The organism is Nocardia neocaledoniensis (genome assembly GCF_003182135.1).
GTDB classification, from domain to species: Bacteria; Actinomycetota; Actinomycetes; order Mycobacteriales; family Mycobacteriaceae; genus Nocardia; species Nocardia neocaledoniensis.
Map to the genome: position 1 here is coordinate 1 of NZ_QGTL01000012.1, position 12448 is coordinate 12448.

Sequence of the window (12448 nt, forward strand, 5' to 3'; positions counted from 1 at the left end):
GAAACGCCCGGTCCCATTCCGAACCCGGAAGCTAAGGCCACCTGCGCCGATGGTACTGCACTCGACAGGGTGTGGGAGAGTAGGACACCGCCGGACATATTTTGCGAAAGGCCCTCCAACTTCGGTTGGAGGGCCTTTTTGCGTTCGCGTCCTCCGAGCCGACGACCCCGGCGAGGGCTACCGTGGAAGTATGTCGACCACGAGGATAGGCAGGCACATCAACGCCCCGCGGGCAGCGGTCTACCGGCTGCTCCTCGACGCCGACGCGGTCAAGGCGTGGATGATTCCCGACGACATGGCGAAGGCCAGCGAGGTCCACCGGTTCGAGCCGCAGGAGGGCGGGACGTTCTCGATCACGCTCATCTACGACGACGCCGCCGACGCGGACAAGGACGCGCAGCACGACGCCTACTACGGCCGTTTCCTCACCCTGACTCCCGACGAGCAGGTCGTCGAGGTGCTCGAATTCGTCACCGACAGGCCGGAGATGTCGGGCGCGCAGACCGTCACCTTCACCCTCGGCGACGCGGCCGGCGGCGGCACCGATCTGGAGGTGCTGCACGAAGGCGTCCCGCCGGGACTGAGCCTGCCGGACAACGAGATCGGCTGGCAGACGGCGCTGGCGAAGCTCGTCGCGCTCGCTGAACACGGCTCGGTCGCCGGGCCACAATAAGTTCACCGTAACGCTAACCGTGTTCGGGTGAGCGGCGGCTTGCTTCAATCCGTGTATGCACCGACCGAACACCTTCCCGCTCGGCCTCCGTGGCCGTGCCACCGCCGTGCTCCTGGCGCTGGCGACCTTCGCGACCGTCGGACTCAGCGGCTGCGCGAACGGTGGCGACGCACCGGTCGGCACGCCCGACGCGCCGCTGCCGGTCGACGTCCCGCCCGGCACCACCCTGATCGTGGCCGACCAGCAGGAGCGGCTGCAGTCGGCCCTGCGCCTGTCCGGTGAGCTGGACAAGCTGCCGTTCAAGATCGAGTTCGCCAACTTCATCGGCGGGCCTGCCGTGCTCGAGGCATTCCGGGCCGGTGCCGCCGATGTGGGGCAGGTCGGCGATGTACCGCCGATCCACGCCCTCGCCGCGGGACAGGACGTACCGATCGTCGGCTCGTACCAGACCGATCCCAAGGCGCTGAAACTCGCTGTCGCGCCCGGCCGTTCGATCAGCAAGCTGGCGGATCTGCGCGGGAAGAAGATCGCCTACGCGGAGGGGACCGCGCAGCAGGCCGCCGTCCTCAAGGCGCTCACCAAGGCCGGGCTGACACCGGGTGACGTGCAGCTGGTCCGGTTGCAGCTCGCGGAGTTCCTCGACGCGGTGCGTACCGGTCAGGTCGACGTCGCGCCGCTGATCGAACCGAACGTGACCCGGCTGCTGCGCACCGCGGGCGCCTCGCTGATCCCGGATTCGGAGACCAGCGGCATCTACACCGGGCTCGCCTACCTCTATGCCCGCCGCGCCGTAGTGCAGGACCCGGCCAAGGCCGCCGCGACCCGGGCCCTGGTCGGGGCGTTCGTGCGGGCCTGGCAGTGGACCAACACCCACCGCGAGGAGTGGGCGACGCGCTACTACGTCGAGATCCAGAAGGTCAGCGCCGACGACGCGAAACGCATCGTCGAGTCGCTGGGCACCTACACCTTTCCGCACCTGGACCAGCAGTTGATCGCCCGCCAGCAGGCCACCATCGACGCGATCGACGCGGCAGGCGAGCTGCCGAAGAAGATCGAGGCCGTCGACGGTTTCGATCTGCGTTTCGACGCCGCGGTCACCGAAGCGGTCGCGGCCAGCGGGGCGGCGTTCGCGCCGGCGGCGAGCTGATGGTCACCCTCGACGCCACCGTCCTGCGGCGGCTCCGGCCGCAAACGCCGCCGGTGGCGGCGCTCGCGCCCCGCGGACGTGGCGCCCGCAGGCTCGGGCCGGGCCGACCGATTCCGTTCGGGTTCGCCGTCGGCCCCGGCCTGCTGGTCGGGGCGTGGATCCTCGGATCAGCCACCGGAGCACTGGATCCGGAGACCTTGCCCGCTCCCTGGACGGTCGCCGCGACCGCGGGCGAGCTGATCGCCGACGGCCGCCTGCAGTCGAATCTGCTGACCTCGCTGCAGCGGGCCGTGCTCGGGCTCGCCCTCGGTGTGCTGATCGGCGTGGTGCTGGCGCTGGTCGCCGGGTTGAGCCGGATCGGGGAGGCCGTGGTCGACGGGCCGGTGCAGATCAAGCGGGCGATACCGACGCTGGCACTGATCCCGCTGTTCATCGTGTGGTTCGGGATCGGTGAGGAGATGAAGCTGATCGTCATCACGACCAGCGTGCTCGTCCCGGTCTATCTCAACACCCACGCCTCCCTGCGCAGTGTGGACGCCCGCTATGTGGAGCTCGCCGAGACGGTCGGGCTGTCGCGGTGGGGGTTCGTGCGGCGGATCGCGCTGCCCGGCTCGCTGCCGGGGTTCTTCCTCGGCCTGCGGTTGGCGGTGACCATCTCGTGGCTGGCGCTCGTAGTGGTGGAGCAGGTCAACGCGACCAGCGGCATCGGCTATCTCATGACGCAGGCGCGCACCTACGGACAGATCGACGTGATCGTCGTCGGTCTGGTGATCTACGGACTTCTCGGGCTCTTCGGCGACCTCGCCGTGCGGGCGGCGGAACGAAAGGCGCTGGCATGGCGACAGACACTGAGCGACTGAACAAGGACCGGGTGGTGGTGCGTACGCACGCCCTCACCCGCGGGTTCGGCGACCGGATCGTTCTGAACGGGCTCGACATCGAGATCCGGCGCGGCGAGTTCGTGGCCCTGCTCGGGCGCAGTGGTTCGGGCAAGAGCACGTTGCTGCGGGCACTGGCCGAGCTCGACGCCGACGTGCCCGGTTCGGGCGAACTCACCGTGCCCGCGCAGCGGTCGGTGGTGTTCCAGGACTCCCGGCTGCTGCCGTGGGCACGGGTGCTCGACAACGTCGTCCTCGGGCTGACGGGTCGCGACGCGGCCGCGCGCGGGCGGGCGGCCTTGGCCGAGGTCGGCTTGGCCGGACGCGAGAAGGCCTGGCCGCGTGAGCTTTCCGGCGGCGAGCAACAACGCGTGGCGCTGGCCAGGTCACTGGTGCGCGAGCCGGAACTGCTGCTGGCCGACGAGCCGTTCGGCGCGCTCGACGCGCTCACCCGGATCCGGATGCACGCGCTGTTGCAGGCCCTGTGCGCACGGCACCGGCCCGCCGTCCTGCTGGTGACCCACGACGTGGACGAGGCCGTGCTGCTCGCCGACCGCGTGCTGGTCCTGGACGAGGGCCGGATCGCGATCGACCAGCGGATCGACATCGCGCGCCCGCGCAGGCACGCGCACGCGGAATTCACCCGGCTGCGCGACGTGCTGCTGGCCGGGCTCGGCGTGGATCCCACCGTATTCGAGGAAGTGAAGAAGGCGTCATGAGTGCACCACGTCAGCTGAGCCTGAACGCGTTCATCTACCCGTCCGGGCACCACGAGGCCGCGTGGCGGCACCCCGACAGCAGGCCCGACCGCATCTACGACGTCTCCTACTACCAGGAGATCGGGCGCACCGCCGAGGCCGCGAAGCTCGACGCGGTGTTCTTCGCCGACGGCCCCGCACTGCGCACCGATGTGCGCCACAACGCGGCGCCCGGCTTGGAACCGATCACGCTGCTCACCGCGATCGCCACGGCGACAACACATCTGGGCCTCATCGCGACCGCGTCCACCACCTACTACGAGCCCTACAACCTGGCCCGGTTGTTCTCCTCGCTCGACCACCTCTCCGGTGGACGCGCGGGCTGGAACATCGTCACCACCGGAACGGACCTGGCGGCGGCCAACTTCGGGCTCGACCGGCACCCCGACCACGCCGCGCGCTACGCCCGCGCGCGGGAGTTCGTCGACGCGGTGGTCGCGCTGTGGGACAGCTGGGAGGACGACGCCATCCTGCTCGACCGTGCGGCGGGCATCTACGCCGATCCGGACAAGATCCATCCGATCGACTTCGTCGGCGAACATCTGCGGGTCCGTGGGCCGTTCAACGCCGCCCGCACGCCGCAAGGGCATCCGGTGCTGGTGCAAGCGGGCGCCTCCAATGAGGGCCGGGCCTTCGCGGGCAAGTACGCCGAGGCGATCTTCACCGCCCACCAACGCCTTTCGGACGCGCAGACCTTCTACGCCGACATCAAGGCCAAGGCCGCCGAGTACGGGCGCGACGGCGGTGCGGTGAAGATCCTGCCCGGGATCAGCCCGTTCATCGCCGACACCGAGGCCGCGGCGAAACGCCTGGAGCGCGAGTTCAACGAACTGACCGTGCCCGAGTACGGGATCAAGCAGCTGGAATCGATCACCGGCACGTCGTTGCGCGCGCTCGCGCTGGACGAGCCGGTGCCGGTGGAGGTCTTCGCCGGCGCGGGCGATGTCACCGACAACGCGCGGAGCAGGCTGCAGGTGGTGGCGGGCATCGTGGAACGCGAACGCCCGACGCTGCGCGGCCTGCTGCACCGGCTGGCCGGGGCGCGCGGGCACCGGGTGTTCGCCGGAACGCCCGAACAGGTCGCGGACACGATCGAGGAGTGGTTCACCCAGGGCGCCGCGGACGGTTTCAACGTGATGCCGCCGTACTACCCCGGTGGACTGGAAGTGTTCGCCGAGACGGTGGTGCCGATTCTGCAGGAGCGTGGGCTGTTCCGCACCGAGTACACGGGCACCACCCTGCGCGACCACTTCGGCCTGGCCCGCCCGCGCGGCCGCTTCGCGCCGGAACCCGCTACCGTCGGATGAGTGCGCCGATCGACGAGAACTGTTGTCCCGCACGGAGGCGGCTCGACACCGACAGCGCACAGGCTTCGGCGGTCGGCGTCCGTGTCCGGCGACGCGGTGCTGAGCGTGCTCGCCCGGCGGTCGTGGGTCCTGCCGCGCCGTGTGCTCGGGTCGCGGTGAGCGAGAAGGCGGGGCGGGGCGATTCGAGGGTGAGGGAGGGCGCCCCCGTGTGGCGGGTTGCTGGTGCTGACCGGGCAGGCAGGCGACCGCGGGAGGCATCCGCACGGTCGTCGGCGCGGGCTGGTTCCGGGCGATGGCCTCGTTGTGCGCGTCCAGGTGTCGTGGCGCAAAGGCTGTCGCGGAACCGTCGTGCTGGTCGGCGCGGAGGTCGCGGTGCGCGATGGCGGGGTGAAACGAGCGCTGGTGCGGCACCTGTCGCCGGTGTGCTGTGCGGGAGCGCGGGTGCGGACGCGCGGCGGTACCGTCGTGGTGGGGCGCGATGATCGCGGAGACGGTCGATCCGGCGCCGATCCGGTTGCGCTCGCTGACCTGGCCGGTGTTCGCGCCGATGGCGCTCTACGGGGTCGGGGTCGGCGCGGCGGCGCCGATGTACGCCCTGCGCGCGCTCGATCTCGGGGCCTCGGCGGGTACCGCGGGGTTGCTGGTCGCGCTGGGCGGGCTCGGGATGGTGCTCACCGATCTGCCCGCGGGGCGGATCGTGGCGCGGATCGGGGAGCGGGCCGCCATCGGAGTGGGCAGCGTGCTCGGGACGGTGGGCGTGGTCGCCGCCATCGTGGCGCCGAATCTCGCTGTGCTGGCGGTGGGTTTGCTGCTCAACGGCGCCGCGGGCGCGGTGTGGGGGCTGGCGCGGCAGACGTATCTGGTGTCGGTGGTCGCCCCGGAGCAGCGGGGCCGGGCCATGTCGACGCTGGCGGGCGCGCATCGGCTCGGGTTCTTCTGCGGGCCCTTCCTCGGGGCCGCGCTGGTGCACGGGTTCGGTCCGGTCGGGGCGCTGTGGTTGCAGCTGGCCACCACGCTGCTGGCGAGCGCGGCGATGGTGACGATCCGCTCGGCCGAGATCGGTGACCCGTCCGCGTTGCGGCCACTGCACACGGTGCTCTCCGAAAACCGCACGGCGCTCGGCACTCTCGGGCTCGCGGCGGTCGCCGTCGGTGCCGCGCGGGCCTCCCGCAGCGCGTTGCTGCCGCTGTGGGCCGCGCATCTCGGCATCGACGCGGCCACCACGAGTCTGCTGTTCGGGCTGGCCGGGGCGATCGACGTGCTCATGTCGTATCCGGCCGGGGTCTGGCTGGACCGGGCGGGCAGCAGGGTCACCGGAGTCGCCTGCGGTCTCTGCTTCGCCGCGGGCTACGCGTCCCTGCCGTTCACCCACTCCGCGCTCACCATGGGCATCTCGACCCTGTTGCTCGGCCTGGCCAACGGGCTCAGCAACGGCCTGATCATGACCGTCGGGGCTTTCGCGGCGCCGGCCGATCGCCGGGCCGAATTCCTCGGCGCCTGGCGGCTGACCCACGACGTGGGGATGTTCGCCGGACCGGTCGCGGTGGGGGTGGTCGGCGCTTTCGCAGGTCTGGCCGCCGCGGGCGCGCTCCTCGCGGTCGGCGTGGGCCTCGGCGCCGTGGCCATGTACCGGTGGTTTCCCGGGCGGATCCGGCCACGGCTGGTGAGCGACGAGTAGCCCGCCGCCCCGACCGGGCGTCGCGGTCATGCGGTCCGCACGAGCGCTCGGCCTGGGATCATCGCTGCCTGGGCGGGGAGGTAGCAGCCACGCTGTCCCGCCGACGTCCAGGTCGGGTCGCCTCGGCGCGGTCGAGGAAGCGGCGATTACCCCGCCGACGTCCAAGCGGGGTCACGACCGGTGAGGCCGAGGAGGCGGTCGAGCAGGGGAGCACCGGGGTCGACCGGGACCTCGGGGCCGTAGATGCCCATGGCGCGGCCCTGGTCGGCGGACGCTGCGGTCTCGGCGTGGGCGTAGCGGAGCAGATCCTCGTCCCAGGCGGCGGTGGCGTCGACGGCACGGGCGAGGTCCCAGCCGTGCACGATCAGCTCGCCGACGACCATGCCGCCGACCAGTGCGGCGGGCAGTTCCGTCGGGCCGCCCATGTGCGTGGCGCCCTGCCAGGCCGCGGGCTCGCGCCAGGCGGCGGCGAGGTCGTCGAGGTGGGTGTCGAGGGCGGCGCCCCAGTCGCCCGCGGTGAGATCGACGTCGGTTTCGGTGGCCGCGGGCGGGGCGACCGCCTGCTTGCGTGCCGCGCCGGTCAGCGACGGTCCCCAGAACAGCAGGTGGTTGAGCAGGGCGCGCACGTCGAACTCGGCGCACGGTGTCGGAGCGGTGAGGTGTTCTGGCGTGATGGTGCGCAGGATCTTCGACAGCGGCTCGGCGGCGGTCGCCACCCGTTCGGTTTCGGACATGGTTCGAGACAACCATCCCGCCGCACGGGCTGTCTTGAACAAACGCGACATACACTCGCCGCGTGGAGCGCGATCCGCGGGAGCTCGGTGGTGCCTGGCGCGCGGCGCAGCGCCATGATTTCGCCGCGCCCTCGGGAGCGCTGACGCGCTACGTCGCTCGGTACTGGTCGGCGAGCTGGGACTACGACCGGCCGTATCGGCAGCTGGTGGTGCCGTTGCCGAACGTGCACCTGAGTTTTCGCGACGGACGGGCCGAGCTGCACGGTCCGTCCTCCTCACACGTGTACCGCGAGCTGTCGGGGACCGGTTCGGTGTTCGGCGTCGCGTTCCGGCCCGGCATGTTCCGGCCCTTCCTCGGCGCGCCGGTGTCCCGGCTGCGCGACCGGACCGTCCACGCCACAACGGTATTCGGGACCGAGCTGCCCGCCACGGCGGACGTCGCCACGATCGAGCGGTTCCTCTCGGCGCGCCTGCCCGGGCCCGATCCGCACGCCGAACTCGCCGCCGACGTGGTCGACACCATCGCCGCCGACACGGGAGTCACCAGGGTGGACGCCATCGCCGCGCGATTCGGGCTGAGCGTGCGCGGGCTCCAGCGGTTGTTCGCCGAGCACGTCGGCATCGGTCCGAAATGGGTGGTGCGCCGCTACCGTCTGCACGAGATCACCGTCCGGCTCGACGCGGGTGGCGGTGTCGACTGGTCCGCCATCGCCGCCGACCTCGGCTACGCCGACCAGGCCCATCTGAGCCGGGACTTCCGGACGATTTTCGGCGAGCCGCCGACGAGCTACGCGCGCCGGTACGAAACCGGGTGAGCGTCCTTCACCGGATCGACACGAGCCCCCGGCCGACCCCCGCTCCTACAGTGGAGGAATGTCGTTCATCGACAGGCATCCGTCCACCGTCGCGGACTACGACGAGGCGCGGCGGCGGGCCCGGCTGCGGGAAACCCGCCTCGGCCACGGGTGGCGGCGATGGCGCCGAACCAGGCTGGTGGCCTTGCGATCACTCGGTGTGCTGCTGGTCGCGCTGCTCGTGTTCGTGCAGTACTGGGTGCACGACGTGGCCCCCGAACGCGAACGTCTGGCCCGCACCGATCCCGCCCTGCTCCCGGCCCACCTGCCCGCCGACGCGCGCGACTGGGACACCGCCGTGGTCGACCTCGTCGGGCTCGGCGGGCTCGACGCCACGCCGACCGCGAAGGCGCTGCCCGCGCTGAGCCGGTTCGGCGTGGTCTGGGCGGTGCGCTACGACAACGCCGGTATCGACACCAAGGTGATCGCCGACATGATCGTGCGCGCCGCCAGGTACGGCAACGTCCGAAACATCATGCTGGTCGGACACAGTATGGGCGGGGTGGTCGCGCTCGAGGTGGCCCGGCACATCCACCTCGGCAGCGATCGCCGGCTGGTCGCGGTGATGCTGGACTGCACGCCGATGGATCTGGACGCCGTGCGGCCCGAAAGCCGCAGCCGCGGCGCGGATCTGGTGCGGTTGACGGGCTGGTTGCCGGGCGCGAGAGAGAGCAGGCTGTTGCGCTTCGCGGTCGAGATGGCCGCGCGGCGGGAACGATTCGCGCATCCGGGCGCGCTCCTGCCCGACCTCGATGTTCCCGCGTTGCGCGACGTGGCCGCGGAAGTGTTGCGCGACAAGATCTTCTCGAAGAACGCCGCGAGCAACGGGCTGATCGAGGCCCAGTTCCTCGCGATCGTCGCGGGTGGCAGCGCCGCGGATCTGCGCGCGCTGGCCCGCCCGCAACCGGGCAAGCAGCGCCCGGCCATCGTGTTCCTGCGCCCGCGCGAGGCCTGGCGCGACCGGATCGTCGACGTGGAGTACTCGCACGAGGTGCTGATCGAGCACGCCGGGGGCGTCGACGGCACCCTGCTGGTCGTCATGCCGCGCCGGACCGAGCACGCGAATCCGATCCAGCGGCCCCAGGAGTACAACGCGATCATCGACTCCCAGGTGCTGCCGTTCGTGCGCCGCTACCAGGAGCAGATCCGGAACCTGCCGCCGTGATCAGCGCACTCTGGTGCCCAGGATGGTGCGCACGCCGGCGAGGAACAGCTGCAGCCCGAAGTCGAAACGGGCGGTCGGGTCCGGTGTGTCGTGCAGGGGCGACGCGCCGTCGGGCAGCGCGCCGACCGAGTCCATCTGCATGCGCGACTGCTCGTCGACGGTCTGGCCGAGGACGTAGTAGAGCAGCGTGTAGGCGGTGAGCTCGGCTTCCTCCCTGGTCATCCCCGCGCGGATCACGATGCCCGCCAGGCGTTCCCGCGCCTTGCTCGTGGTCAGCCGGGAGGCGTAGGTGGCCGAGACCAGCTCCGCGCCGTCGCGGTAGGCCAGCAGGCAGTTCCGCAGCCGGTGGGCGAGTTCGGTGAGCTGTTCGGGCCACTCGGTGGCGGAGATGGGTTCGTCCATCGGGGCCAGGATGCGGTCGGCGACCGCGCCGAGCAGCGTCTGCTTGTCCTTGACGTGCCAGTACAGCGCGCCGGGCTGCACCTGCAGCGACCCGGCCAGCCTGCGCATCGTGAGGTCGGCCAGGCCGTACTGATCCAGAATCGCGACGGCGGCGTCGATCACGTCCGTCTTGCGCAGCTGCACACGAGTCCTTTCCTCGGAATTCACCCACCCGGGTGTCGTGACCATTGTGTAGCAGTTACCCTAGCCTGAACACCGTTCAAGTTGCACGGCCACGCCGGGTGGATCACACCCGTGTCACGTGCGACGCACCCGTCGAAGGGACTTCACGACGTGACGCAGGCACCCGTCCAGACCGACATCCTGGCCATCGCCCGTGAGCAGGTGCTCGAGCGCGGCGAAGGTCTCACCGAGGAGCAGACCGTCGAGGTGCTGCGCCTGGGTGACGACCGCCTGGAAGCGCTGCTCGAGCTCGCCCACGAGGTGCGGATGAAGTGGTGCGGTCCCGAGGTCGAGGTCGAGGGCATCATCAGCCTCAAGACCGGCGGCTGCCCCGAGGACTGCCACTTCTGCTCCCAGTCGGGCCTGTTCCAGTCGCCGGTGCGCGCGGCCTGGCTCGACATCCCCAGCCTGGTCGAGGCGGCCAAGCAGACCGCCAAGACCGGCGCCACCGAGTTCTGCATCGTGGCGGCGGTGCGCGGGCCGGACGAGCGGCTGATGGCGCAGGTCGCCGCCGGTGTCGAGGCCATCCGCAACGAGGTCGACATCCAGGTCGCGTGCTCGCTGGGCATGCTCAACCAGGAGCAGGTCGACCAGCTCGCCGCCATGGGCGTGCACCGCTACAACCACAACCTCGAGACCGCCAAGTCGCACTTCCCGAAGGTCGTCACCACGCACACCTACGAGGAGCGCTGGGACACCCTGCGCATGGTCCGCGAGGCGGGCATGGAGGTGTGCTGCGGCGGCATCCTCGGTATGGGCGAGACCATCGAGCAGCGCGCCGAGTTCGCCGCGCAGCTGGCCTCGCTCGAGCCCGACGAGGTGCCGCTGAACTTCCTCAACCCGCGTCCGGGCACTCCCTTCGGCGACCTCGAGGTGCTGCCCGCCGCCGACGCGCTGCGCGCGATCGCCGCGTTCCGGCTCGCCCTGCCGCGCACCATCCTGCGCTTCGCCGGCGGCCGCGAGATCACCCTCGGCGACCTGGGTGCCAAGCAGGGCATGCTCGGCGGCATCAACGCCGTCATCGTCGGCAACTACCTCACCACGCTGGGTCGCCCGGCCGAGTCGGACCTCGATCTGCTCGGTGAGCTGAAGATGCCGATCAAGGCGCTCAACGAAACCCTCTGACCCGGCGGCACAGTAGGGTGACTGACATGGACGAGCGCTACAACCCGTTCACCGGCAAGCGGATCGTGCCGGGACTCGACGACGCCGTGCCGCAGGCCGCCGCGCTCGGGCTCGAACCGCCGCGGTTCTGCGAGCAGTGCGGCAGGCGCATGATCGTGCAGGTGAGCCCGGACGGTTGGTGGGCCAAGTGCTCGCGGCACGGGATCATCGAATCGGCACAGCTGGAACGGCGCTAGTGGTCGCCGCGACCGGTGCGGCGCCGCGTCCGGAGGTGTTGCGCCGCGAGGTGATCGGGGTCGGCGTGGTGGCCGCGGCCGTGCTCGCGGTGAGCGCGCTGGCCGGGGTGGTGTGGGGTGTGCTCGCCCCGACCGAACGGCTGCGGGTGACCCAGCCCGGCCGCGCCGCCGTCCTCACCGGGGAGAGTCTGCACCTGTTCGACGCGGTCGGGATGTTCCTGTGCGTCGGCGCGGTGGTCGCGGTGCTGACCGTGGTCGCCGCGTGGCGGGTACGCGGCGTGCGCGGGCCCGCGCTGGTCGTCGGATTGCTGCTCGCCTCCGGTCTCGGTGCCGCGCTGATGCGGCTGGTCGGTGAGGGCGTCGCCGAATACCGCCATCCGCGACCGGACGACCCCGCGGTCGGCCAGATCGTCGCGCTGCCCGCCGAGGTCGGCACCGCGCTGGCGTTGCTGGTGCAGCCGTTCCTCGCCGCACTCGTGCTGCTGTTCCTGGCCGCGCTGCACCCGCGCACCGATCTCGGTTCGGGCACAGCGGGTTTGCTCGGTGACCTGCGTCCGGCCGATCCCGATGACTATCCGGTGGTCGAGGTGGCCGAGCAGTATCGGCCCAGCGGCGATTTCGATTCGAGTCCGCAACCGCGCGCCTGAGTGCCGTTTTCGCCGCCTCCGGTCGCTACCATCGCCGATATCGGCAGGTGGGCGGCTCGGGAGGAGCGGTCATGGCATTCATCGGCGGTGGTCCGGTCGTCGAGGAACTGGACGCGAAATTCTGGCGACTCACCGAGCCGCTCACCTACCGCGGTGCGGTCGAAACCTTCACGGTCCCGGCCGGATTCCGCACCGACTTCGCCTCGGTACCCCGCGCGCTGGTCTGGTTGATCCCGCGCTACGGCGCCTACACCAGAGCCGCGATCCTGCACGACTACCTGTGCCGCACCGACACGGTCGGCCGGGCCGACGCCGACGGGCTCTTCCGGCGCTGTCTGCGCGAATTCGACGTCTCCGTGCCGCGCCGCTGGATGATGTGGGCCGCGGTGCGGCTGGGCAGCGGGCTGCGCGGCGCGACACCGGGCGACGTGGCGCGCTGGCTGCTGATCGCGGTGCCGTCGATCGTGTTCCTCGCGCTTCCCGTCGCGGTGGTGACGGTGGCGCTGTGGCTGTTCTGGGTGGTCGAACTGGTTTTCTGGGCGATCGGGCGGCTCGGCCACCGCAGCGCGGAGCCGCCGCCGACACCGCAGATGAAGACCGCGTAGTTCACCCGCAACGGGCG

At 71.1% G+C, this 12448-nt stretch carries 14 protein-coding genes and 1 rRNA gene; 13 read left to right on the forward strand and 2 right to left on the reverse strand.

Features of this window, described 5'->3' with window-relative positions; translation table 11 throughout:
• The 7 genes from rrf to DFR69_RS26370 all read left to right on the forward strand — a co-directional run.
• Positions 1-96, forward strand: a 5S ribosomal RNA gene (gene rrf / locus DFR69_RS26340); the annotation flags it as partial.
• Positions 97-190: 94 nt separating this feature from the next.
• Positions 191-673: an SRPBCC domain-containing protein gene (locus tag DFR69_RS26345; RefSeq protein ID WP_110040341.1), complete on the forward strand. Its 483-nt coding sequence runs from the start codon at positions 191-193 to the stop codon at positions 671-673.
• A gap of 55 nt (positions 674-728) precedes the next feature.
• On the forward strand, positions 729-1820 hold the full coding sequence (locus DFR69_RS26350; protein ID WP_110040342.1) for an ABC transporter substrate-binding protein: 1092 nt from the start codon (positions 729-731) through the stop codon (positions 1818-1820).
• Positions 1820-2680, forward strand: a complete 861-nt coding sequence (locus tag DFR69_RS26355; RefSeq protein ID WP_110040343.1) for an ABC transporter permease — start codon at positions 1820-1822, stop codon at positions 2678-2680. The genes DFR69_RS26350 and DFR69_RS26355 overlap by 1 nt, the downstream gene beginning before the upstream one ends.
• On the forward strand, positions 2656-3417 hold the full coding sequence (locus tag DFR69_RS26360; RefSeq protein ID WP_110040344.1) for an ABC transporter ATP-binding protein: 762 nt from the start codon (positions 2656-2658) through the stop codon (positions 3415-3417). The genes DFR69_RS26355 and DFR69_RS26360 overlap by 25 nt, the downstream gene beginning before the upstream one ends.
• The gene (locus DFR69_RS26365) at positions 3414-4763 is read left to right on the forward strand and encodes an LLM class flavin-dependent oxidoreductase (protein ID WP_110040345.1); all 1350 of its coding nucleotides are present in this window, start codon (positions 3414-3416) and stop codon (positions 4761-4763) included. The genes DFR69_RS26360 and DFR69_RS26365 overlap by 4 nt, the downstream gene beginning before the upstream one ends.
• A gap of 478 nt (positions 4764-5241) precedes the next feature.
• Positions 5242-6441: an MFS transporter gene (locus DFR69_RS26370; protein ID WP_110040346.1), complete on the forward strand. Its 1200-nt coding sequence runs from the start codon at positions 5242-5244 to the stop codon at positions 6439-6441.
• A 146-nt stretch (positions 6442-6587) separates the two neighbouring features.
• Here DFR69_RS26370 and DFR69_RS26375 read toward each other — a convergent pair whose 3' ends face one another.
• Complete coding sequence (locus tag DFR69_RS26375; RefSeq protein ID WP_110040347.1) at positions 6588-7175, reverse strand: TIGR03086 family metal-binding protein; 588 nt, start codon at positions 7173-7175, stop codon at positions 6588-6590.
• Between the two features lie 62 nt (positions 7176-7237).
• Between DFR69_RS26375 and DFR69_RS26380 the strand changes: the two genes are divergently transcribed.
• Positions 7238-7990: an AraC family transcriptional regulator gene (locus DFR69_RS26380; RefSeq protein ID WP_110040348.1), complete on the forward strand. Its 753-nt coding sequence runs from the start codon at positions 7238-7240 to the stop codon at positions 7988-7990.
• Positions 7991-8048: 58 nt separating this feature from the next.
• The gene (locus DFR69_RS26385) at positions 8049-9194 is read left to right on the forward strand and encodes an alpha/beta hydrolase family protein (protein WP_110040349.1); all 1146 of its coding nucleotides are present in this window, start codon (positions 8049-8051) and stop codon (positions 9192-9194) included.
• Here DFR69_RS26385 and DFR69_RS26390 read toward each other — a convergent pair whose 3' ends face one another.
• On the reverse strand, positions 9195-9779 hold the full coding sequence (locus tag DFR69_RS26390; RefSeq protein ID WP_110040350.1) for a TetR/AcrR family transcriptional regulator C-terminal domain-containing protein: 585 nt from the start codon (positions 9777-9779) through the stop codon (positions 9195-9197).
• Between the two features lie 150 nt (positions 9780-9929).
• Between DFR69_RS26390 and bioB the strand changes: the two genes are divergently transcribed.
• From bioB to DFR69_RS26410, 4 genes are all read left to right on the forward strand, one after another.
• A complete protein-coding gene (gene bioB, locus DFR69_RS26395) occupies positions 9930-10943 on the forward strand; it encodes a biotin synthase BioB (protein ID WP_110040351.1) in 1014 nt (337 codons plus the stop codon).
• A 26-nt stretch (positions 10944-10969) separates the two neighbouring features.
• A complete protein-coding gene (bsaP, locus tag DFR69_RS26400; RefSeq protein ID WP_110040352.1) occupies positions 10970-11179 on the forward strand; it encodes a biotin synthase auxiliary protein BsaP in 210 nt (69 codons plus the stop codon).
• On the forward strand, positions 11179-11826 hold the full coding sequence (locus DFR69_RS26405) for a DUF2567 domain-containing protein (RefSeq protein WP_110040353.1): 648 nt from the start codon (positions 11179-11181) through the stop codon (positions 11824-11826). The genes bsaP and DFR69_RS26405 overlap by 1 nt, the downstream gene beginning before the upstream one ends.
• Positions 11827-11897: 71 nt before the next feature.
• Entirely contained in the window at positions 11898-12431 is a 534-nt protein-coding gene (locus DFR69_RS26410) for a DUF1353 domain-containing protein (protein ID WP_110040354.1), read from the forward strand.
• Positions 12432-12448 lie beyond the last annotated feature (17 nt).